Annotated in this window: 20 protein-coding genes and 3 pseudogenes; 17 read left to right on the forward strand and 6 right to left on the reverse strand. The window is 33.8% G+C overall.

Going from position 1 to position 22,526, the window contains the following annotated elements; all coding sequences use genetic code 11:
* The first annotated feature begins 3 nt into the window (after positions 1-3).
* The 10 genes from AAGD84_RS01420 to AAGD84_RS01465 all read left to right on the forward strand — a co-directional run bounded on the left by AAGD84_RS01420 (position 4) and on the right by AAGD84_RS01465 (position 7,047).
* Positions 4-564, forward strand: a complete 561-nt coding sequence (locus tag AAGD84_RS01420) for a hypothetical protein (RefSeq protein ID WP_264329729.1) — start codon at positions 4-6, stop codon at positions 562-564.
* Entirely contained in the window at positions 557-1,732 is a 1,176-nt protein-coding gene (locus AAGD84_RS01425; RefSeq protein ID WP_264329730.1) for a phage tail sheath subtilisin-like domain-containing protein, read from the forward strand. Before AAGD84_RS01420 ends, AAGD84_RS01425 begins: the two co-directional genes overlap by 8 nt.
* 11 nt (positions 1,733-1,743) lie before the next feature.
* Positions 1,744-2,250: a phage major tail tube protein gene (locus AAGD84_RS01430; RefSeq protein WP_264329731.1), complete on the forward strand. Its 507-nt coding sequence runs from the start codon at positions 1,744-1,746 to the stop codon at positions 2,248-2,250.
* Between the two features lie 46 nt (positions 2,251-2,296).
* Complete coding sequence (locus tag AAGD84_RS01435) at positions 2,297-2,554, forward strand: phage tail assembly protein (protein WP_264329732.1); 258 nt, start codon at positions 2,297-2,299, stop codon at positions 2,552-2,554.
* Positions 2,551-2,682, forward strand: coding sequence for a hypothetical protein (locus tag AAGD84_RS01440; RefSeq protein WP_265040494.1), 132 nt, complete (start codon positions 2,551-2,553; stop codon positions 2,680-2,682). Before AAGD84_RS01435 ends, AAGD84_RS01440 begins: the two co-directional genes overlap by 4 nt.
* Positions 2,664-4,949: a phage tail tape measure protein gene (locus tag AAGD84_RS01445; protein ID WP_264329733.1), complete on the forward strand. Its 2,286-nt coding sequence runs from the start codon at positions 2,664-2,666 to the stop codon at positions 4,947-4,949. The genes AAGD84_RS01440 and AAGD84_RS01445 overlap by 19 nt, the downstream gene beginning before the upstream one ends.
* Positions 4,949-5,296 carry a phage tail protein gene (locus AAGD84_RS01450; protein WP_265038504.1) on the forward strand — a complete coding sequence of 116 codons (348 nt, stop codon included), beginning with the start codon at positions 4,949-4,951 and terminating at the stop codon, positions 5,294-5,296. The genes AAGD84_RS01445 and AAGD84_RS01450 overlap by 1 nt, the downstream gene beginning before the upstream one ends.
* Before the next feature lie 26 nt (positions 5,297-5,322).
* The gene (locus tag AAGD84_RS01455; RefSeq protein WP_265038503.1) at positions 5,323-5,502 is read left to right on the forward strand and encodes a tail protein X; all 180 of its coding nucleotides are present in this window, start codon (positions 5,323-5,325) and stop codon (positions 5,500-5,502) included.
* A complete protein-coding gene (locus tag AAGD84_RS01460; protein ID WP_265038502.1) occupies positions 5,499-6,464 on the forward strand; it encodes a phage late control D family protein in 966 nt (321 codons plus the stop codon). Before AAGD84_RS01455 ends, AAGD84_RS01460 begins: the two co-directional genes overlap by 4 nt.
* Positions 6,465-6,615: 151 nt before the next feature.
* On the forward strand, positions 6,616-7,047 hold the full coding sequence (locus tag AAGD84_RS01465) for an ankyrin repeat domain-containing protein (RefSeq protein WP_319606855.1): 432 nt from the start codon (positions 6,616-6,618) through the stop codon (positions 7,045-7,047).
* A 129-nt stretch (positions 7,048-7,176) separates the two neighbouring features.
* Here AAGD84_RS01465 and AAGD84_RS01470 read toward each other — a convergent pair.
* A pseudogene (locus AAGD84_RS01470) lies at positions 7,177-7,449 on the reverse strand (transposase); the annotation flags it as partial.
* A 63-nt stretch (positions 7,450-7,512) separates the two neighbouring features.
* On the opposite strand from AAGD84_RS01470, the pseudogene AAGD84_RS01475 reads away from it, so the two are divergent.
* The 4 genes and pseudogenes from AAGD84_RS01475 to AAGD84_RS01490 form a co-directional block, all read left to right on the forward strand.
* Positions 7,513-8,207 (forward strand): annotated as a pseudogene (locus tag AAGD84_RS01475) (IS630 family transposase); the annotation flags it as partial.
* 60 nt (positions 8,208-8,267) lie between these two features.
* Entirely contained in the window at positions 8,268-9,593 is a 1,326-nt protein-coding gene (locus AAGD84_RS01480) for an IS4 family transposase (RefSeq protein ID WP_341817859.1), read from the forward strand.
* Positions 9,594-9,606: 13 nt separating this feature from the next.
* Positions 9,607-9,813: pseudogene (locus AAGD84_RS01485) on the forward strand (transposase); the annotation flags it as partial.
* Positions 9,810-10,028 (forward strand): hypothetical protein, encoded by a 219-nt coding sequence (locus tag AAGD84_RS01490; RefSeq protein ID WP_341818064.1) that lies wholly within the window; start codon positions 9,810-9,812, stop codon positions 10,026-10,028. The pseudogene AAGD84_RS01485 and the gene AAGD84_RS01490, both read left to right, overlap by 4 nt.
* Positions 10,029-10,070: 42 nt before the next feature.
* Here AAGD84_RS01490 and AAGD84_RS01495 read toward each other — a convergent pair.
* Together AAGD84_RS01495 and AAGD84_RS01500 are read right to left on the reverse strand one after the other, a co-directional pair.
* A protein-coding gene (locus tag AAGD84_RS01495) for an IS630 family transposase (protein WP_341817957.1) occupies positions 10,071-10,930 on the reverse strand; the annotation gives its coding sequence in 2 pieces (ribosomal slippage) (positions 10,071-10,606 and positions 10,606-10,930; 861 coding nt in all).
* Positions 10,931-10,989: 59 nt separating this feature from the next.
* The gene (locus tag AAGD84_RS01500; RefSeq protein WP_410541711.1) at positions 10,990-11,502 is read right to left on the reverse strand and encodes a phospholipase D family protein; all 513 of its coding nucleotides are present in this window, start codon (positions 11,500-11,502) and stop codon (positions 10,990-10,992) included.
* On the opposite strand from AAGD84_RS01500, the gene AAGD84_RS01505 reads away from it, so the two are divergent.
* Entirely contained in the window at positions 11,501-12,415 is a 915-nt protein-coding gene (locus AAGD84_RS01505) for a patatin-like phospholipase family protein (protein ID WP_341818066.1), read from the forward strand. The genes AAGD84_RS01500 and AAGD84_RS01505 overlap by 2 nt on opposite strands.
* A 1-nt stretch (position 12,416) precedes the next feature.
* Here the strand turns inward: AAGD84_RS01505 and AAGD84_RS01510 are convergent, their stop codons facing one another.
* Entirely contained in the window at positions 12,417-12,854 is a 438-nt protein-coding gene (locus tag AAGD84_RS01510) for a hypothetical protein (RefSeq protein WP_264329738.1), read from the reverse strand.
* An 11-nt stretch (positions 12,855-12,865) separates the two neighbouring features.
* Between AAGD84_RS01510 and AAGD84_RS01515 the strand changes: the two genes are divergently transcribed.
* Entirely contained in the window at positions 12,866-13,048 is a 183-nt protein-coding gene (locus AAGD84_RS01515) for a hypothetical protein (RefSeq protein WP_341818067.1), read from the forward strand.
* Between the two features lie 46 nt (positions 13,049-13,094).
* On the opposite strand, the gene AAGD84_RS01520 is transcribed toward AAGD84_RS01515, so the two are convergent.
* A complete protein-coding gene (locus tag AAGD84_RS01520; RefSeq protein WP_341818068.1) occupies positions 13,095-14,033 on the reverse strand; it encodes a helix-turn-helix transcriptional regulator in 939 nt (312 codons plus the stop codon).
* Positions 14,034-14,356: 323 nt separating this feature from the next.
* On the opposite strand from AAGD84_RS01520, the gene AAGD84_RS01525 reads away from it, so the two are divergent.
* Complete coding sequence (locus AAGD84_RS01525; RefSeq protein WP_265038500.1) at positions 14,357-15,277, forward strand: Rpn family recombination-promoting nuclease/putative transposase; 921 nt, start codon at positions 14,357-14,359, stop codon at positions 15,275-15,277.
* Here AAGD84_RS01525 and AAGD84_RS01530 read toward each other — a convergent pair.
* Positions 15,274-22,164, reverse strand: coding sequence for a hypothetical protein (locus tag AAGD84_RS01530; RefSeq protein ID WP_264329742.1), 6,891 nt, complete (start codon positions 22,162-22,164; stop codon positions 15,274-15,276). The genes AAGD84_RS01525 and AAGD84_RS01530 overlap by 4 nt on opposite strands.
* Positions 22,165-22,526: the final 362 nt, after the last annotated feature.

Here is a 22,526-nt window from a genome sequence, read left to right on the forward strand (position 1 = left end):
TTTGTGACTATTTATATACGTTTTGAAAATCACAAGCAGATTGAAACAACAACGCTTGAAAGTAAGCCAGCTGGTAATGATTGGTACGAGGCGCCAAAGAATTTTGATTGGCAAAAAAGCTATTGTTTAACAGAAGGAGGAGAAATTGCTCAGCGTACTAAAGAAGATATACAAAAGGAGTTACTGGATAATGCGAAGCTTTGTGCATTTGATAGTATGCGTTTCTATTATGATAATCATACTCACCAATATGCAGGTCATTCTCACCAAAAAGCTAAATCTTATGAGATTCAAGCGGAAGCCGCAAAAAGCATTCTAGCAGCACCAGAATCTATAGATGAAAAGGATAAAGAAATTATAGAACCTTTAGCAAAAGTCCGTGGTATTACGGTTATTGAAATGGCAAGAATAATTGAGGAAAAAGTGAAAAAAGCAGTAAAAGAAATAATTAAATGTGAAGAGTTGGAAGACATTACCAAGAAGAAAATTGCAGAAGCCAAAAGTAAAAATGAGCTAGAGAACTTACTAAACGATTTTAAACAAAAGATACAAAGAAATGGCTGAAGAATTTTTACATGGCGTAAATGTTATTGAGGTAACCTCAGGAGCAAAGACAGTACGTACAGCTAAATCATCAGTGATAGGTGTAATTGGTACTGCACCTGAAGCAGATGAGCAAAAATTTCCGCTAAATAAACCAGTGTTAGTTGCAGGAAGCTTAAAGGAAGCAGCAAAGCTCGGAAAGAGTGGCAGTTTACCTTCTGCAATAAATGGAATATTTTCCCAGATTGGTGCAACAGTAGTAGTTATTCGAGTTAAAGAAAGTGAAAACAGCGATCCAAAGCTCAAAGAAAGTGAAACTATTCAAAGTATAATCGGTGGAGTTGATAAAGAGACTGGAGAATATCAAGGGATAGAGGCATTTCTCAGCAGTGAAAGTATAGTTCATGTTGCTCCAAGAATATTAATTGCACCTCAGTTTACTCATCAATTACCAGAAGATGGCAAAAATCCAGTGGTTGCAGCATTAATTTCTATAGCAGAAAAATTAAGAGCTATAATAGTAGCAGATGGACCAAATACTAATGATGAAGAAGCAATTAAATGGAGAAAAAGTGTAGGCAGCTCAAGAGTTTACGTAGTTGATCCTTGGGTTAAGGTATTTATTGAAGGAAAAGAAGAAATCTTGCCATCGAGTCCATTTGTAGCTGGGTTAATAGCTAAGATAGACAGCGAGCAAGGATTTTGGCATTCGCCTTCAAATAAAGAGATAAATGGTATTGTTGGAACAAGCAGGCCTATTGATTTTACGCTCGGTAATATAAATTGTAGAGCAAACCACTTGAATGAAAATGAAGTAACAACGATAATTCATCAAAATGGCTATAGGCTTTGGGGAAATAGAACATGTTCAAATGACTCAAAATGGGCTTTTTTGTCAGTGAGAAGGACTGCAGATTTAATCAACGATAGTCTACTTCGAGCTCATTTATGGGCAGTTGATCGCAATATCACCAAAACTTACATAGATGATGTGATTGAGGGGGTGAATTCTTATTTGGCCAATTTAAAAGCACAAGGGGCGATTATTAGCGGAAAATGTTATGCAACACCAGAACTCAATACACCAACAAACATTGCAAGTGGAAAAGTATACTTTGACTTTGAGTTTACACCACCATATCCGGCAGAACAAATAATATTCAGATCTCATCTCGTAAATATAAGTTAGGAGAAAGCAAAGTGTTACCGAAAATACTGAGAAATTTTAACGTATTCGTTGATGGTCGTGGTTATGCAGGAAAAATAGATGAAATAACCTTGCCAAAACTTACCATAAAAACAGATGAATATAGAGCTGGTGGTATGGATATTCCAATAAATATTGACATGGGCATGGAAAAGCTTGAAGCAGATTTCACTTTTGCTGAATACGATACAGAGCTCTTTCGGCTATTTGGGTTGATAAATGGAAACTCAGTATCTTTAACGCTCCGTGGTGGAATGCAAGGTAGTGGAAGTAATGATATTGAAGCAGTAATAATCAATTTAAGAGGCATTTTTAAAGAATTTGATTTTGGTAACTGGAAACCTGCTGAAAAAGCAACGCTGAAGTGTACTGTAGCTGCCCATTATTATAAACTTACGATAGGTGGTAATGAATTAATAGAAATCGACGCTGAAAATATGATTAGAAAGATAAATGGTGTTGATCAGATGGCTTTATTACAAGCGGTTTTAGGTATTTAGGTTTAGTTTTAAAAAGATTTTAGAATTTTATTTTTTAGGAGAAAGTATGACAACAGTAAAACTTGATAATCCAATAACAGTTGATGGTATTTCTGTATCAGAGCTTACCATTAGACGTCCAAAAGTTAGAGATTATCTAGCTATTGAGAGACTTAATGGTAGTGATCTGAGTAAGGAAGTAACTTTGACTGCCAATCTGACATCAGCTGCAAAAGAATCAATTGAAGAGCTAGATATTGCTGATTATGTGAAAGTACAAGAGGTATTAAAGGATTTTTTTTCACCGATTGTCCAAAAAACTTGAGATTAGAAATACTAGTGCTTGGCTCTATCATAGGTGGTGGAGTTGAGCACATTCTTGATATGGAGATTAGTGAGTTTATTTCATGGAGCAAATTAGCTAGGGAGTTCAAATGTCAGTATTATCGATAAAAATAGGTGCAGTACTTGATGGCAGTTTTAATACTGTAATAAAGGGAAGCAGTAGTCAACTTACCCGTCTTGGTGAGAATATAAGAAAGCTTGATTCATCTTTAAAATCAGTATCAAAGTTTAAGCAGTTGGGTAGTGATGTTTTAACTAGCAGAAGGTCATGGAAAGGTTTTGAGGATCAGGTAAAATCTTTAGCTAAACAAATGAAAGCAATAGAGAAACCAAGCAAAACTTTAAAAGCTGAGTTTGATAAAGCTAAGTTTTCTGTAACAAAAGCAAAAGAAGCATATTTGAGAAAGAGAGATGCTTTGCATTCATTTAATGAAGAAGTAAGGAAAAGTGGAAGAAATATTAAGTCATTAGTAAGTGATCAATATAAACTTGGTTCTTCTATTGAAGTGCTAAAAGGTAAGTATGGTAAGCTTGGGTCTGCAATACGTAGTCACCAAAGTTTTTTAGCAAGCAAAGCACATTTTAAGTCACAAATTATAGAGACTATTGGGCTAGGGCTAACGCTTGCAGCTCCAGTTAAAGTTGCGATTGACTTTGAAAGTGCTATGGCTGATATTAAAAAAGTAGTAAAGTTTGACGATGAAACAAGAGAAGTTGACAAATTTGCGCAGAAACTAAAGGAGATGTCACGTACTATACCATTATCGGCAGCAGAGTTAGCACAAATAGCTGCAAGTGGTGGTCAACTTGGTATTGACAAAAATGATCTTATGAAGTTTACAACAGTAGTTGCCAAAATGACCACAGCGTTTGATATGTCGGCAGAAGAAGCTGGTAATGCTATTGCAAAAATATCCAATGTCTATGGAATTAAAGTTGATGGCATGGAAAATGTAGGTAACATAATAAACCATCTTTCAGATAATACTGCTGCCAAAGCTAAGGAAATGGTTTTTACACTGAATAGAATTGGTGGTAATGCTAAACAGTTTGGTTTAGAAATTGATCAAGCAAGTAGCTTAGCAAGTGCATTCATAAGTTTAGGTAAACAACCTGAAAAAGCAGCAACTGCTATAAATAACTTTCTTAGTAAATTACAGACCGCAAGAGAGCAAAGTCCTGAATTTCACGATGCATTAGATGAGATGGGAACAAGTATAGAAGAGCTCGAACAAACTATTAAAAAAAATCCTCAAGAGGCAATATTGCAATTCCTTGAAACTTTAAAAAGAATAGACGATCAAGAGCGTGCCGGTATTCTTATGAATCTATTTGGTGCTGGGTTTCAAGATGACATTGCTCTTTTAGTAGGAAGCTTAGACATTTACAAGAAAGCTATTGAACATTTAGCTGATAAAGAAAAATATAACGCTTCAATGCAGGACGAATTTAACAATCGGGCAAATACTACAGCTAATAAATTACAATTACTTAAAAATGCAGTATTTGAAGCTGGCATGAATCTAGGGTCAGTAATGTTGCCTACTTTAAATTATGTAGCTGGAAGTTTGAAAGCAATAACAGAGCGTATAGCTTCTTTTGCAGAAAAATATCCAACTTTAACTACGGCAATCATGAGTACTTTAGCAGCTTTGATAAGTTTGAAAGTCTTAGTAGTGGGAGTAGGCTACGGAATTACTTTATTAGGAAGTACAATTTTTGGTCTTAAAGCAACGATATTGGCAACATTTTCATTTTTATCAGCTATAGTTTTTCCTGCAGTAGTAACAGGACTAAGAGCAATAACACTCGCTGTAATGACTAACCCAATTGGACTTTTAATAGCGAGTCTTGTTGCTGGTGCAGCTTATGTTCTAACTAACTGGCAAAAAGTGAAAGACTTTTTCTCTAGCTTTTGGAAATCACTCATTGAACCTATAGGAAAAGCTTTTTCATGGATGGGAAATACAGTTAGTAGCATATTTGCTGAGAATAGCCCGATTAGAAAATTTGAAAATAATGGAAATTTTGTTAATAAGCTTTCTAAAAATAGCATTTTCAGTAACGGAAACCCATTGACAAGTAATAGTGCTATTAAACAATTTTCAGAAAATAGTAAAGGCAATTTTGAGAGTTTTAAAGTTAAAGGTGTTATAGAAGAAAAAAGAGCTATAGAACAAGAAGAAGTTGAGAAAGCATTCAAGAAAAGTAGATGTGAAAATAGTGAATCGAAAGTATATAACCAAGCATTCTATCAAACGTTTAATATCAACATTAAATCTGAAGATGTGCGCAGCGTTGCTGATGCAGTAATAGAACGATTTAGAGAACAAGCACGTGGGGCACTTTTTGATATAGTTGAAGAGTTACATTGATGTTGCTTGGAAAATGTAAGCTTGAACCAATAAGCCTAAGATACAGTAAAGAAAAAAGGTGGTATACAATTGAATGTATTGAAAAAACGTTGCTACAAAACATTGGCTCAGGAATTGAATGTATTGATCTGACAGGAGTGATTTATCCACATTATCAGAGTAATGGCTTAGAACAGCTAAAAAATATACGTGATACTCAAGAACCACACGTTCTGGTTGATAATTCAGGAAATATACTTGGGAATTTTGTTATTATTAATGTAGAAGAAAAACAGATATTATTTTTTCCTGATGGAAAACCAAGAAAAGTTGAGTTTATTTTGAAGTTAAAAAGTTACAGCAAGTGATTTATTATTACACTAAAGAAAACGAAATGTTAGATGAAATTTGCTGGAAACATTATGGATACAGTAGTGGAGCAGTGGAGGAAGTATTGCTTGAAAATCCAGGCCTTGCAGAACATGGAAGTTTTTTGCCCGCTGGATTAAGAATTAAGCTTCCTAAAATTCAAAAAATACTGAAAGAATCTGTTATAAATATTTTAGATGAATGACACCAGATTTTGATATAGTAGCAAAAAATAACCCAGTAACAGAGGTTTTAAAAAAGAGTTTAATATTACTACGTGTCACTGATGGATCAGGTACTACAAGTGACGAAGCTGAGATATGTATTAATTATAGCTCTAGCGCTTTAGAACTTAAGGGTAATTTACAGGTTTTTCTAGGATATAAAGAAACAGGTTTATTACCTATGGGGGTATATAAGGCAAATCAAATTACAATACAAAGTTCACCACAAACTTTAAGAATAAAATGTGACGCTGCAAGTTTAAGAGGATCATTAAAGGAAAGAAAATCAAAGGAATGGAAAGACATTACCTTGGGAGATTTGATTAAAGAAATAGCACAAGAACATGGGTATGAAGGTAAAGTCGCTGAAAGATTTGAAAATATATTTATACCACATACCATTCAAGCAGAAGAAAGCGACATGAGTTTTTTGGAAGGATTAGGCAAAAAATATGATGCACTAGTAAAACCAGCAGGAGGATATATAATTTTTATTCCGAAGGGAGAAGCAAGATCAGCGACTGGAAAGATGTTAGGTACAACAGTACTTACACCTAAAGATATTATAAATTGGGAGGTAAATTTTAATGTGCGTAACAAATATGGATCTGTTATTGCAAAATGGCATAGTTATGAAAAGGGAGAAACTATAGAAGAGAAAGTGGGAAATGAGGGCCCAAGTTATACCCTGCAAACGCTTTACTCTACCGCAGAATCAGCAATTAGTGCAGCAGCAGCCAAGTTAAAACAACTAAAACGTAGTACATCAAGTTTAAATGTAACTGTTCCTGGTAATCCAGAATTATTTGCAGAAGCTAAGATCAGCCTTTCAGGATTTTGTCAGGAAATTGAAGGTGAATGGGTAATTAGCAAGGCAGAACATATTCTGAATAATAGAGGATATCAAACTATAGTAGAGGCAACAGTGAGCAAAGCTGTTTAAGTGAAACTTAAGCAAATGGTCATTTAATTCTAAAAAAATGTTAGACATGAACAAAATAAGTAAGAACATAAAGAATAAGATAAATTTTCTATGGCTGATGATAACAATTATATGTGTTGTTATTACATGCTGCTATACAAAGAGTAAAGCTGTGGGTAATTATAAAGCAATACTACAAATTGCCTCTAAGAACTGCAGTTTGGCAGTTACAGAATTTTCAGTAAAAAACCTATTAGATATTAACACACAAATTCCTATGATGAGAGCTTTGCATTATTCATCTAGTTCAGGGTGTCTGCAAGTTGTAAAGTTTCTTGTAGAGGAAGGAGCTGATATAAGTGCCACAGGTGGATATATGGGATGGACAGCCTTGCATCATGCTGCAGATAAAGGCCATTTAGAGGTTGTTAAGCTTTTATTAGACAAAGGTGCAGATCCCACTGCTACAGCTAAAGATGGAAGAAGACCTAGAAATATGGCTGTAGTGGAATCAAGACACAATAAAGATAAACCTTACAGGGAAATCATTAAGCTACTTGCAGAAGCAGAGGACCGATACGAATCAACAAAAAGTAATCACTAAAGCTGTAAGTTTTCTATAATCTGTATATAAACTTCTAAAACTATCCATAATAGATTAATACCTTCACATGCAAAATCAAAAAATCCCAATTACAGTAATTATAGCATTTCTCATAATAGTCCGAACAGGTCATAGGAAGGCAGAATCAACAGCACGACGAAAGGATTCGAATAGAGGAATGTTTTTCCTGGCTCTGTTTTTTATAGCAAACCAATGATGCTCAATTTTGTTGAAATCTGGAGAATAAGGCGGCAGATACAAAATTTCTGCACCAACCCCTTTAGCAAGCTCGATAATCTTATCAGACTTATGAAAAGTAGCATTGTCAAGAATGACAGTCTGTCCAGGTTCCAAGATCGGTGTCAAAAATTGCTCAAACCATCCATTAAAAACATCCATATTATAGCTCTTTCCATAAAAGTCCGGATGTGATAGGATAAGGGTAGATGATGATAAGGAGGTTGAATGCCAGCAGCATATAGTTATGATTTAAGAAAAAAAGCAATGGAAGCGCTAGACGAAGGAGAAAGCAGAGAAACAGTGGCAGCAAGATTTAAGATTGGACGAACTACTTTATGGGAGTGGCAGCAAAGAAGAAAAGAAACAGGAGACTTTCAATCAAAAAAACTTGGAAATGGGGGTTACAATCACAAAATTACCGACTGGGATACCTTTGCCAAATTTGCCAGAGAACACGGAGGAAAGACTCTATCGGAAATGGCTAAACTTTGGAACAACGTTAGTATCCAAACGATCTATCGAGCCCTTAAAAAAATTGGATTTACGCGCAAAAAAAGACATATGGATACAAGGAAAGAAACGAAGAAAAACGTGCTGAATTTTTGAAAATTATAGCGACAAAAGAACCTAAAAACTTAGTGTATATAGATGAGTCTGGCATTGATAACACCGAAGACTACCCCTACGGATATTGCCAGAAAGGACAGCGGTTTTATGCCTTAAAATCTGGAAAGAAAACTCAACGAATCAGTATGGTTGCAGCCTTAAGTGGAAGAAAGATAGTTGTTCCGTTAACCTTTGAAGGCCACTGTAATATGGATGTTTTTAATGGATGGTTTGAGCAATTTTTGACACCGATCTTGGAACCTGGACAGACTGTCATTCTTGACCATACGCGTCAAGTTAAGGAAATAAAGGTATGAAAGAGATAGAATAATAAGGTATAAGTTCTCCCAGATATACTTTTAGTGAGAGAACCAATGAATAAAATAACTTGCTTATCAAAAAAGCTCAAAGAATTTTTTAATGAAAAAGCAGAGAAAATCTCAATTACAACAAGGTTTATAAAAAGAAAGAGAAAGCTAAAAGGTTCATCATTCGTAAAAGCCATGGTCTTGGGTAATATAGGAGTTGATAATTGTAGCGTAGAAACAATGTGTCAATTACTAAACGAGGACTCGATAGATATAACAAAACAAGGTTTGGATTTTAGATTTACTGAAGAAGCAGTGGAATTTATGAAAAGGATGTATAATGAATCTGTGGTTCTCTTTAAAAATATCTTGCAAGTTGATTGCAAAATCTTACAGCAATTTAATAGTGTTAAATTATTGGACAGTAGCTATATTACTCTACCTAACAGTATGGAAGAGATGTATAAAGGTTATGGTACTAGCTACAGTGGCTATGAAAGCAATACTAAGTCTGGAATAAAGTTACAATTAGTTTTCGATTACATGAATCAGATAATAGACCAACTTAATTTAACGGAGGGAATAAGATCAGACCAGGGATATAGGAAACATTTAAGTAATATATCAAGCAATGATTTGCTAATATCTGATCTCGGTTATTTTGTGCCAAGTTCTTTTAAACAAATCAATGAAATAGGAGCTTATTTCATAAGTCGTTATAAATCCGATACCAACGTATATGATGTAGAAACAAATCAAAAAATGGAGTTATTAGAATGTTTAGAGGATAAGTTATTTTTAGAAAACGAGGTATTGTTAGGAAAAGAAGCAAAAATTAGAGTAAGAATTATATGTCAGAAACTAACTGAAGAACAGTCTATAGCCAGAAGAAGGAAAGCTAATAGATTAGCAAGATCGCAGGGATATACATCCTCTAAAAGAAATCAAAAATTGTTGAACTGGTCAATATTTATAACTAATGTTCCAGAAAATAAAATTAGTGCTGAGCAAGTATTAACGATTTACAGAGTAAGGTGGCAAATTGAGTTATTATTTAAATTGTATAAAAGCCATATCAGACTTGATAAGCTAAAAGGAAAGCCATGCAGAGTATTATGTGAACTATATGCTAAATTGTGCGCAATTCTTATATTTCACGGCATAGTTGGTTGCACAGAAGTGAAAAAGAATACAGAACTTAGCTTAACAAAGGCATTTATTGAGCTAAAAAGACGGGTTAGAGAGTTATTTTTAGTATTAACCAAGATTAATAGTTTAAAAGTATTTCTTAAAAAACTCACTATAACTTGGTCGCGATTTTCATTAAAAGACAAACGTAGAAGGGCTAGAGTATCCACTTTAACCTCTCTAAATTTGCTCACAATCTCTTAACTTGACGCGTATGGTCATTCTTGACAATGCTACTTTTCATAAGTCTGATAAGATTATCGAGCTTGCTAAAGGGGTTGGTGCAGAAATTTTGTATCTGCCGCCTTATTCTCCAGATTTCAACAAAATTGAGCATCATTGGTTTGCTATAAAAAACAGAGCCAGGAAAAACATTCCTCTATTCGAATCCTTTCGTCGTGCTGTTGATTCTGCCTTCCTATGACCTGTTCGGACTATTATGAGAAATGCTATATCACGTTATTAATACAAACAGTAGCATTCATATGGTGGTTATCCAAGCTAGACTCAAGGGTACAATTTCACGATAAACTTATTGAATATGGTTTAATGGAAAAAGTGTTAGTACTTGAGGAAAGGGTAAAAAATCTTTCTGAAGAACTGGATGATTTTAAAACTAGCAACTTAAAATGCGGGTAATCAATTTTCTATTATAGCATTTCTCATAATAGTCCGAACAGGTCATAGGAAGGCAGAATCAACAGCACGACGAAAGGATTCGAATAGAGGAATGTTTTTCCTGGCTCTGTTTTTTATAGCAAACCAATGATGCTCAATTTTGTTGAAATCTGGAGAATAAGGCGGCAGATACAAAATTTCTGCACCAACCCCTTTAGCAAGCTCGATAATCTTATCAGACTTATGAAAAGTAGCATTGTCAAGAATGACAGTCTGTCCAGGTTCCAAGATCGGTGTCAAAAATTGCTCAAACCATCCATTAAAAACATCCATATTACAGTGGCCTTCAAAGGTTAACGGAACAACTATCTTTCTTCCACTTAAGGCTGCAACCATACTGATTCGTTGAGTTTTCTTTCCAGATTTTAAGGCATAAAACCGCTGTCCTTTCTGGCAATATCCGTAGGGGTAGTCTTCGGTGTTATCAATGCCAGACTCATCTATATACACTAAGTTTTTAGGTTCTTTTGTCGCTATAATTTTCAAAAATTCAGCACGTTTTTCTTCGTTTCTTTCCTTGTATCCATATGTCTTTTTTTGCGCGTAAATCCAATTTTTTTAAGGGCTCGATAGATCGTTTGGATACTAATGTTGTTCCAAAGTTTAGCCATTTCCGATAGAGTCTTTCCTCCGTGTTCTCTGGCAAATTTGGCAAAGGTATCCCAGTCGGTAATTTTGTGATTGTAACCCCCATTTCCAAGTTTTTTTGATTGAAAGTCTCCTGTTTCTTTTCTTCTTTGCTGCCACTCCCATAAAGTAGTTCGTCCAATCTTAAATCTTGCTGCCACTGTTTCTCTGCTTTCTCCTTCGTCTAGCGCTTCCATTGCTTTTTTTCTTAAATCATAACTATATGCTGCTGGCATTCAACCTCCTTATCATCATCTACCCTTATCCTATCACATCCGGACTTTTATGGAAAGAGCTATAATAGCGTATAAGGCTTAGATTGCGATTGACGATCTCTCCAATTTTCAACGTATTGTTCAACTAGTGGAGAATCTCCTGTTATGATGAGTAGGTTTTCAGCATTTTTTTGCTGAGCTGCATCTGAAAAGTTAAATGATCCAGTTATGACTTTTTGATCATCAATAATAATTACCTTGCTATGAGCAATAGCGGGTTTAAAATCAATCCATATCGGGATTTTGTGCTCAAATAATTCGTTAATTACACTATGTTTTGAACTAGTTTGTGATTCATCGAGGATAACCTTAATATCAACACCACGTTCCTTAGCTTCGATTAGCGACTTTGCAATAGATTTAGAAGTAAATGAATATGCTTGAACCAACAGAGACCCTTTAGCATGCTCTACGGAATCAATTATTAGATTGGTGCAATTTTCTCTAGGAGTGAAACACACAGTAGTACTTGGACAAGAAACACAACCTGATAAAAGAGAACAAGTTAATAAAACCAATAAATATCTAAACATGACTAAATATATCCTTTCAGTAGATGGCGGAGGCATAAGGGGCATAATACCAGCCATTGTTCTCGCAGAAATAGAGCAAAGGACAAGGAAACCGATAGCTGAAATCTTTGATCTTATGGCAGGAACCTCAACTGGTGGAATTGTTATAGCAGGATTATGTAAAAAAGATAAACCTCAATATTCTGCTAATGATTTAGTCGAGTTCTATCGGGAATATGGACCATATATTTTTAAGTCTTCATTTTTTAGGCGATCAATACTATCTTGGTTTAACTGCGCACAATATCCACACAAAAATATTGAATCTGTACTGGATAAATATTTTGGAGAGGATATTCTAAAAAACACTTTAAGTAATGTGTTGATTACGAGTTACGATATTCAGAATAACTGCCCATTTTTCTTTAAAAGCTGGAAAGAAGGTAATATTAAGCTGAAAGATGCACTCAGAGCTGCAACGGCTGCACCTACTTATTTCATACCAAAACATCTAAAAATTGACCAGATAGACAGAGTATTAGTGGATGGCGGAGTATTTGCCAATAATCCAGCGGCTTGTGCATATGCAAGTGGTAAGAGGTTATTTCCAAATGATGATATTCTACTGTTATCGATAGGTACTGGAAGAACAGACAGAAGCATAGAGTATGCCAATTCAAAGAGATTTGGAAAAATAGGCTGGATAAAACCACTAATACATGTGATGTTTTCTTCAAGTTTAGATGCAGTAAACTATCAACTTAATCAAGTTATAGCTGATAAATATATACGCATACAATCGCAACTAAAAATAGCATCACCTGACATGGATAATATTACATCAAAAAATATCAAATCTCTTCAGCAGGAGGCAAATGCAATGATAGAAGGTAATCAAAAAGTAATCGATAAATTTTGCGATATCGTATCTTAATTTACATAAAAATGCCAAGCAAACTAAAAAAATTATACCACAAAGCAAAGAAAGGTTTAAAAAACATAGTTTCGCCCAAAAAACATACTGAGGGGCAAGAAGCTAAAATTTCAAATAATAAGCCAAAACCGCTCTCTGAAATTGTGGTGAAACCTAACCTATACTCGAAAGTAACCTCTAAAGCAAAAAAAGATAAAAAAGGAATAAAAGAAAAAATAAAAAGCTTAAAAACGAAACCCGTAGAAAAAGAGCTGAAAAGAGGCAACGTGTTCAAAAAAGGCTTCAAAAAGCTAAAAGGGAAAATAAAAAAATTAAACCCCATAAAGTCCAAGAAAAACAAGATAATCGGGAGCAAAAGACTAGCATTTTTACTAACATCTGCTACAATCGTGGCAATTTTGCCGATGTTCAATTTGGCCCCTTTTCCAGCCTTAGCCATAACTTCGGCATGTGTTTTCAGTATTAACTATCATCGCAGTCAAAACATTGAAGAAAGTTATCAAACAACGCAAATTAGCAGCAGAATCTGAAGAAGAGTCAACTCTACTGGCTAAGCCGGAAGAAGAAATTCAAGATGTATCGGTTGAACCGGTAAAAGAAAAAGCCGCAAGCAAAACTTCAGAGAAATCTTAAATAGATTAACTATTTTCATCTATATCATAATATATTATATAAATTATCATAGTTTTAATTCCGTTGGGAGCGTAAGTTGCGCAATTTCCTCAGCAGTCAAGCTAGTTATTTGAGAAATATTATCAATGGAAATACCTAGTATAAGTAGATTATTCACAACCTTGATTGACTCTACTTTATCAATCTTTTCTTTGTAAATTTGCCTTCTTTGGGATAAAAATTCTACCCATATATCCAGTTCATCTTGTGATTCTTGAGTGTTAATTTTTTTTAACTCTCTCGCCCAGCTTAATAGCTCTTTTTCTCCTTCACTATCTGTATCTTTCTCTCCACAACAATTTTCTTCCGTTACCAGATCTTCAGCATTCACTGATAATTTTCTTGCTATTTCCCATAACCTCTCACCGAACATGGTGCTTCCTTGTTCATAGTAATGTATCTGTGGACCTCCTATACCAAGCTCCTTCGCTAATTCCTCTTGCGTATACCCTTGTATTATTCTCCACTTTTTCATTCCATCCCTTTTGTTGAAACGCTTAGAACTTTTTTCTTCTTTATTTTCATATTCATCAGCTGATAAGCCTGTTGCTCGGTAGATTATATCATTAGCAAATCCTGCTTTGACATCACTTTCCTCTTCAGCTCGAATAGATTGGGTTAATGCATAAATTGCCTTGCGTAATTCTCGACCGCTTGTTTTTGTGTATTTTTCTATAAAATTGTACATCAATTGTTTATCAAAACAATGTTTTTCTCCTAGCGCTTTTCGTCTAGGAAAGAGATTCCCAACATCGATTGATAATGCCTTTGCTATGACTTTTAACTTTTTAATTGGAATGCCACATATTCCTTGTTCATACCTTAGCAGCGCATGATACTTTATGCCTGTTTTGTCTGCTAAGTCTTTTATGGTATATTTTCTTTTTAACCTCCAGCTTCTTACCTTTTGTGCTATTTTGTATCTTGCAGGGTTACTCTTTTTCACATACTCTCAGATGCCTGTTAAAAACTAGTATATTAAATGCCTATGCCGTGACAAGCTAAAATGAGAACTTCACACTTAAAATAGGTATGACCACTAAACTCATGAGCTGGGGTTTTTAGGTACTTTATGAGGGGGTTATAAAAAGATGTACTAAAAGGACATCTAAGGTGCGTAGTAGCATTCTAGGGTCATCTATGAAGGTAGTTTTTTTGCCAACTCTTGAAATTTAGCTAAATTTACCACTTTAATAGACTAAACACAAAAACGTTGAATATTTCTTCAGAATTGTGTATAATTATTAATGTTTTTCTCGTTAATTTCCTATGGCTTTATCTAAATTTCTAGATCCCAAAAATGACTTGAGCTTTAAAAAGATCTTTGGCTCTGAAAAGAATAAAAACATCCTAATTCACTTCCTCAACGATATCTTAGGCTTTTCTAGTGATAACCAAATAAAAGAAATTGAATTTCTCAGTACTATCATGGATCCTGAAATTGCTTCTGACAAACAAAGCATTGTTGATGTTCTTTGCAAAGACTCTATTGGCAATAGATTTGTTATTGAGATGCAGCTCGCTCGTGATAAAGGCTTTGAAAAACGTGCTCAACTTTATGCCGCTAAAGCTTACTCAAGGCAATTAGATAAATCTGGTAATTACATTGATCTTCAGAAAGTCTTCTTTATTGCTATTTCCAATTGTAACCTTCTGCCTGAAGAAGTTGACTATATTTCTACTCATAATATACGGGATATCAAAACCAACGGGCATTACTTAAAAGATCTACAATTTGTCTTCATTGAATTGCCTAAATTTACAAAAAATAGAGTAGAGCAGTTAAAGAATACTACAGAGAGATGGTGTTTCTTTTTTAAATACGCAGAAGAAACAACTGAAGAAGATCTGAAAAAGATAGCAGCAGAAGCCCCAATAATAAAGCTAGCATATGATGAATTAGACAGGTTTCGCTGGAATGAAAAAGATTTGATAGCATATGAAGAAAGAATATTGAGTGTACAGAAAGAAAAGGCTGTTTCAGAACAAAAACTCGATGATGCTAGACAAGAAGGTAGACAAGAAGGCATCCAAATCGGCCATGAAAAAGGCAGAGAAGAGGGCGAAAAACAGGCTAAAATAGCAGTGGCTAAAAATCTACTTAAAGCTGGTGTATCTATCGATTTAATAGCTGAATCTACTGGCCTTCCTAAAGCTGAAATAGAGCAACTTCAGGAAGAATTAGCCTAACGTGATCTTTTTAGTTGGTTATTTACTGTCACACCACTTAAATAAGATTCAGGTCTATCATTTGTTTCATCAGTAGTTCCCGGTGACTGACTTTCTGACCGACTAGTGTTAGTGAGAGAAACAGTAGAGGCAATAGTTGCAGAATCAGTAGTACTACTATTTCGGAAAACAGTGGCAAGATGTTTTATTGACCGCTTTAAAGAGAATTTCAGCTCGCGTGTTTGCTCTGCTTCTCCAATTTCACTTTTTGAGCCTATGAAAGGAATTACTTTGGTTGCTTGTACTACTTCTTCCATGTTCTTACCATTTTTTAAGCTATCAATATACTCCCTAGCTGTCATACTCACCTCTTTTTTATCTATTAGATCCTGAAACTTTTTGCTACTTAAATTCATATCGGCATTGATAAGCAACGGTACACTACCTTCTATATTAATTTTAGTTCCGAAGTCATATAGCTGTACCCTGGATAATTCTTGACCATTAATCTTAATAAGACCAAGCTTCTTATCCTGCTCTGCTAGAAGTTGACGTTCTGTTTTAATTTCTTTTGCTAAAATTTGCTTATCTTCATTGAATAATTGTCTGTTAGCTTTAGCAATGTCAAAGTGTTCAACAAGAAAGCCTTTTTCTCCCATTTTATAGCCAGCAGACTTTACCCCTATTTCTACAACTTCTATAAGCTGATCAACATTTTTTAAACCAGAAACAAATGCTGCATTACTATCAAAATAAGCATAACTATTACCTGCTCTATAAATCGCGACAACATGATTACTTGTTACTAAATGAATGGCAAAGTTACCTTTGATTCCAGCCATATAATTTGATAAATCATTGAGTATTTTGTAGCATCTAGTATGAATTAGGTCCAAAGGCAAACTACTAGACGAATCCAGGTGTTGTTCGAGCCCATCAAGTAATTTATTAAAAGCAAAAACTTCTCTTTCTTCTCTTTTAGATACCTGTTTACCCTGAGCTATACGTTCATAAATTTCAGATGAAGTTTCTAAATTACTCAAAAATGATTTGTTACTCCGCAAAAATAAAGCTTGGGATAAGCTGCGTGTAATTGCCACACATTTACCACCAATCTTAACTCCACGTTCTTCAAACGAAGGTAAATAAAGCCCTTGTTTCACTGGTTGAATGGATGAAGCAAACTTTGATAATTGTGAGGACACCTCTCGTTGCTTTTTGTTACGACATACCAACTGTATTTGTTTTGGAGATAAATCTCTTGAGCCACAAGAGCTACCTACCGCTGTGTCTAAAATTTCATCATCTTGCCTGTTTTTACTCCGATTGGTGTTACCCTTCTGAGTTTTTCTCTTAGCTTTAGGGTCACTTTGTTGTAGACTATCCGAATTTTGTTCTTGTTCTGTTCCCTTGGATGAGTTACTTGGTTTAGGACCTGCATTGGTTGCTTTGCCTTCTTCACTAACATTCTGTCCACCTAAGAAAATAGGAGGAGCTTTTTTAACTTGTTCATGTAATATATCAGATATCTTATAACGATCATTTTTGATAAGATTGTTTAAATATTTTGTTTTGTTTCCCTCTTTATTGAAACAAAGGTCATGCAATCTTTTAAAAATAGAACAAACATCAATTCCTACTCCATGTAGTATCCTAGATAAATCTTTCGGCGTAAAAAGCTTTTTCTCAGCCAAGAAGTGATTTAAATAATTTTCTTTATTAAAACAAACTTTATGAAAGTTTCTTAAAATAAAAGTGGCATTATTTCCCGCCATGGATAATATATTAGATAAATCACTTGGCGTGAAACCTACCTTACGAAAGTCACCTAAAAGCTGTGTTTCGCTTCCTTTCTCATCAAAACAAACATCATGAAAATTTTTTAAAGCAGAACAAATGTTAGCTCCTGCTCCATGCAATATCTTAGATAAGTTACTCAGCGTAAAACTTTCTTCCCTGATTAAGAAATGATTTAAATATCTTTTTGTGTCTCCTATAAAACAAAAATCATGAAACTCCTCTAGATTCTTTTCTAGATTATTCGTTGCTCCACTCAACATACTACATAAATTACCTGGCCTAAAACCTACCTTATAGAAATCATCTAAAAGTTTTGTTACTTCTCCTTTCTCATTAAAACAAACACTATGCAATCTTTTTAAGATAGAAGAAGCACGAGCTCCTGCTCCACATAATGCAGAGGATAAGTTACTTGGTCTAAAGCCTGCTTTATAGAAATCATCTAAAAGTTTTGTTCTTTTTCCTTCATCATTAAAACAGACATTATGTAATTTTTCAAAAGTATATACAGCTCTAGTTCCTGTTTTACTTAAAATACTGGATAAGTTACTTAGCTTAAAGCTTTTTTCTCTACCTTTTTCCTCAATAAAAAAGTGCTTTAAATGCTGTTTTCTATTTCCTTGCTCATCAAAAAAAGCATCAAATAGTTCTTTAAAAGCTTTAGAAGCATTAGCTCCTGCTCCATGAAGAATACTGGATATATTAGCTAGACTCATTCCGTCTTTTTCTAAAATTTTTAGATATTGAGTTTTATTTCCTTCTTCATCAAACCACAGATCATACAAGCTCTTAAAAGCTGCTGCAGCATTAGCTCCTGCTCCATTCAAAATACTGGACATATTAGTTAGGTTTATCCCCTTTTCTTCTAGAGTTTTTAAGTATTGAGTTTTATTCTCTTTTTCATCAAACCATAGGTCATATAGGTTTTTAAAAGCTGTGGCAGCATTAGCTCCTGCTCCATGCAAAATACTGGATATATTAGCCAGATTTATTTTTTCTTTTTTTAGAATTTTTAAATATTGAGTTTTATTCTCTTTTTCATCAAACCATAGGTCATATAGGTTTTTAAAAGCTGTGGCAGCATTAGCTCCTGCTCCGCCTAAAATACTGGACATATTGGCTAGACTTACTCCTTCTTTGTCTAGAGTTTTTAAATATTGAGTTTTATTTCCTTCTTCATCAAACCAAAGGTCATATAACTCTTTGAAAGCTGTTGCAATATTAGTTCCTGATCCACCTAAAATGCTGGACATATTAGTTAGATCTATTCCTTTTTCTTCCAGAATTTTTAGGTGTTGAGCTTTATTTCCTTTCACGCCAAACCATAGATTATATAAGGTTTTAAAAGCTGTTGCAGCATTAGTTCCCACTCCATGCAAGATATTGGACATATTAGTTAGATCTATTCCTTCTTCTTCTAGAGTTTTCAAATATTGAGTTTTATTCCCACCTTCATCAAACCACAGATCATATAGGCCTTTAAATGCTGTTGTAGCATTAGCTCCTGTTCCATGAAGAATACTGGATATATTAGCTAGATCTATTCCTTCTTCTTCTAGAGTTTTCAGATATTGAGTTTTATTCCCACCTTCATCAAACCACAGATCATATAAGCCTTTAAATGCTGTTGTAGCATTAGCTCCTGTTCCATGAAGAATACTGGATATATTAGCTAGATCTATTCCTTCTTCTTCTAGAGTTTTCAGATATTGAGTTTTATTCCCATCTTCATTAAACCATAGATCATATAAGTCTTTAAATGCCGTAGAAGCTTTAGCTCCTGCTCCACTTAAAATACTAGACATGCTAGCCAAATTTATTCCTTCTCTTTCTAAAGTTTTTAAATATTGAGTTTTGTTTCCCTCTTCATTAAACCATAGATCATATAAGTCTTTAAATGCTGTAGAAGCTTTAGCTCCTGCTCCACTTAAAATACTAGACATGCTAGCCAAATTTATTCCTTCTCTTTCTAAAGTTTTTAAATATTGAGTTTTGTTTCCCTCTTCATTAAACCATAGATCATATAAGTCTTTAAATGCCGTAGAAGCTTTAGCTCTTGCTCCACTTAAAATACTAGACATGCTAGCCAAATTTATTCCTTCTCTTTCTAAAGTTTTTAAATATTGAGTTTTGTTTCCCTCTTCATTAAACCATAGATCATATAAGTCTTTAAATGCTGTAGGAGCTTCACCTTTTGCTCTATTCAAAATACTAGATATATTAGCTAGATTTATCCCTTCCTTTTCTAGGGTTTTTAAATATTGAGTTTTGTTTCCCTCTTCATCAAACCATAGATCATATAAGCCTTTAAATGCTGTAGGAGCTTTACCTTTTGCTCCACCTAAGATACTGGACACATTAGTTAAGCTTATTCCTTCTTTTTTTAGGACTTTCAGATATTTTTCTCCTTCTCCTTTAATTAAAAAATCTAAGAACTGATCAAATGTAGGTGTCCCTTTTCTACCAACCATACTTCCAGCAAACTTAATTTCTTCATCAATATTTTTTTGAATTTTCTGATAACTAGACCTATTATTTTTTATATCTCCCAAAAGCTTTTCCATTATTCCTTTTGTAATATGGCCAAATTCATGAGATTCTGACCAACGTAACGCTATTTCATGTAATTCTTCGTAATTATATGGAACATCAGATTTATCTATCTCATCTTTAATAATATTATTCAATTCTTCCCTATTAGGTTGGTTAGTTGCAAATATTAGTTTATCTAAAAGTTTCTCTTTTATTTCTTGTTTATTTTCATTAGAAAGTCCTCCTTTTTCTTTTTGCAAAGAAGGTAAAAGCTCTAATAGACTTAAAAGTCTCCTTCTTGTTGCTGCTTCTTGCGCAAATCGATAAAGACCATTCTTATTTATACACGAATAATTCCTTAAAATTTTATATTTCTTTTTTTGAAGATCTATACTATCAAATTTTAAAGGATAAAAACCTTCAGATTGCCCTTTTTTTAATTTCTTTTCTTCTGTAAGGTCTAGATCCGCATTAGTATAGATAATAAAATATTTTATATCCTTATCCTTTTCTAATTCTTCAATAAAAAGAGCAAAATGCTTATTAATAGAAGATGTATTATTTTTTTCCTGTCGTCTGGAAGGAAATAATTGACTATACCCAATATTACTATCTGCATTATGAGCCTTTATGTAAGTAATTCTATCTTTATAATTAATAGTGATGTCATTAGATATACCATGACTTTCAGAATTTATGGAAGATATGTTTTTATGCAAAAACATGTCATGCAAAAAGAGCATCAATAAATTGAACTCATATATGATTCCAGGTCCAAGTTTCTTATACCTTCCTGAAGCCGTGGGATCACGTAATATTTCTTCCTGTAGTGCTATATAATCGTATTGAACTTTACTATTTTTTTCTATTTCACTTTTAATAATGCTGTTCAATTCTTCTCTATTAGGCTGATTAACTGCAAATACTAATCTATCTAAAAATTTTTCTTTTACTTTTTCCTGAGAAAATTCTCCTTTTTTCATTACTTTTTGTGCAGCAGATGAAAATTCCAGCCGCTTTAAAAGTTCCCCTCTTGTTATTTTATTCTGCGAAAATTGATAAAAACCACGCCCTTGCGTATTATCATTTGTAAATAAGAAATCTTTTAAAATGCCATATTTTTCTATACTTATGATATCAAATTTAAAAGGATAAAAATTCCTAGATCGCCCTTTCTTTAATTCCTTTTCTTCTGTAAGATCCAAGCCTGAATTGGTATAGATAACAAGATACTCTATATTATCTAATGAGCTATCTACCCTAGAGGTCAGATGTTTAACAAAACTATCAAAGTAGTTATTAATAGAAAAGCTTTGTTCTCCTTTATTAAATAGCTTAGCATAATTAATATCATTATCTGTATAATATTTGTCTACATTTTCAATTCGTATATGAATAGACTTCTCTTCATAATGAAGGGCAATATCATTGAATTTATCAATTTCAGAATCTCCAAACGCTAATGACAATAAAGGATATTTATGTTCATATGTAGACTTTCTAAGTGAGCACAGCACTGACAAGTCTAATTGATACATAAGTTTAATCAAATGATGAGGAATGTATCGCTTAGTCTGACAAGCATTATGCAGTTCATCCTGTCTAGATTCATCTTGTAAATCACTAGGAAATTCTGAATTTTCATTACTAGTAACATTTACATCCATGCGTGCCCTTTTTGATGCCTTATTATTTTTGTTTGTGACAGAACGCTTACGTTTTCCAGAGCTTACATCAGTCTCACGATTTTCCTCGCCAGGACTTCTTGAACGACCACTTTGTTTGTGTGAGAAACTTTCAATATCTTGTAATGGTTTAGAAATGTAAGGTTGAGAAATATTTTTTGAATTTGAACCTACCACATTACCGTAAGCTTCCTCTCTAGAAACCTCTATGCTTTTCTTTATATCTTTTTTAATATTACTAAGAAGTGGTATAAAATGGTTCCTGTAATTCACTATATAAATAGTATTGCCTTTACCTACCTTATCTTTAGTAACATGTAATCCATCTATCTCTTCATCTCTCAATTTTATAACCCTAATTTTTATGCCATATTTTTCACATATCATTTTTCCTTCAATTTCAGGTCTTCCCCATATAGCATTTTCCAACTTTAGAATTTTTATTTCTGAACCGGAATTTGCATTTTCAATGTCTTCTACAGTAAATTCAATACGTGGAATATATTCATAAAGTTCTTCACCTTTTTCTTTTAAAGCATTATCCAACCATAAGCCTTTTTCTGATTGATTAACTTGGCGTGCATATTGTTTACAACTTTCCCGCAAAGACTTTATACTAAATCCTTTACTACCTGTAATCAGACCTTTATCTTTTAACTCGTTCAATCCTTGAGCTACGGAATCAAAGAAACAATCCTCTCCACCTACAGCAGCTCCTATTTTGTACTCTTTAGGTAACGCATTTCTTAGCTCACTTAAAAGTTCCTCGGATTCAATTTTTTGCTTTTCATCTTTTGCCTCTTTTATCTGACGAAAAATAGAAATAGGGTCTCTAGTGAGTCGTTTTGAAGCTCCTGTTATGTTATAGCTTTGATCTTGTTGAACATGCATAAATTCACCTCTCCATTATGGGATTGTTAAGTTGCGTAACTTTCTCTATAATTATACCAGAATTTTTTATAATTCAATTTATTTTTTTCGTAAAAAATTAACCATTATAGATGTCAGTTATATAGTTGATAGGAGGGAATTTTAAAGAGAACTTGACTAAACTCAACCATACCAACAGAAAAGATATATTTTTATCTCGGTTTCCCTTTGCCGTTCTCAGATGAATTATGCTATTAATTTAGTGTTATATATCACTAAAAACTTAAATAACCTAACTATTTCCAGCAACAAAAATCAGCTGTTGTGAGAACAAGTTTTCTTGGAATCAGTTGGTCTACCAAATAACCTGTTCGAACTTTTCT

Source organism: Wolbachia endosymbiont (group A) of Andrena fulva (assembly GCF_964026815.1).
GTDB classification, from domain to species: domain Bacteria; phylum Pseudomonadota; class Alphaproteobacteria; order Rickettsiales; family Anaplasmataceae; genus Wolbachia; species Wolbachia pipientis.

Bases quoted from the DNA above. Each gene is read 5' to 3' on its own strand.
- AAGD84_RS01505 (WP_341818066.1), top strand. From the start codon at position 11,501: ATGACTAAATATATCCTTTCAGTAGATGGCGGAGGCATAAGGGGCATA.
- AAGD84_RS01435 (WP_264329732.1), top strand. From the start codon at position 2,297: ATGACAACAGTAAAACTTGATAATCCAATAACAGTTGATGGTATTTCT.
- AAGD84_RS01500 (WP_410541711.1), bottom strand. From the start codon at position 11,502: ATGTTTAGATATTTATTGGTTTTATTAACTTGTTCTCTTTTATCAGGT.
- AAGD84_RS01530 (WP_264329742.1), bottom strand. From the start codon at position 22,164: ATGCATGTTCAACAAGATCAAAGCTATAACATAACAGGAGCTTCAAAA.
- AAGD84_RS01460 (WP_265038502.1), top strand. From the start codon at position 5,499: ATGACACCAGATTTTGATATAGTAGCAAAAAATAACCCAGTAACAGAG.
- AAGD84_RS01480 (WP_341817859.1), top strand. From the start codon at position 8,268: ATGAATAAAATAACTTGCTTATCAAAAAAGCTCAAAGAATTTTTTAAT.
- AAGD84_RS01445 (WP_264329733.1), top strand. From the start codon at position 2,664: ATGTCAGTATTATCGATAAAAATAGGTGCAGTACTTGATGGCAGTTTT.
- AAGD84_RS01455 (WP_265038503.1), top strand. From the start codon at position 5,323: ATGTTAGATGAAATTTGCTGGAAACATTATGGATACAGTAGTGGAGCA.
- AAGD84_RS01425 (WP_264329730.1), top strand. From the start codon at position 557: ATGGCTGAAGAATTTTTACATGGCGTAAATGTTATTGAGGTAACCTCA.
- AAGD84_RS01525 (WP_265038500.1), top strand. From the start codon at position 14,357: ATGGCTTTATCTAAATTTCTAGATCCCAAAAATGACTTGAGCTTTAAA.
- AAGD84_RS01450 (WP_265038504.1), top strand. From the start codon at position 4,949: ATGTTGCTTGGAAAATGTAAGCTTGAACCAATAAGCCTAAGATACAGT.
- AAGD84_RS01490 (WP_341818064.1), top strand. From the start codon at position 9,810: ATGACCTGTTCGGACTATTATGAGAAATGCTATATCACGTTATTAATA.
- AAGD84_RS01510 (WP_264329738.1), bottom strand. From the start codon at position 12,854: ATGGCTAAGGCTGGAAAAGGGGCCAAATTGAACATCGGCAAAATTGCC.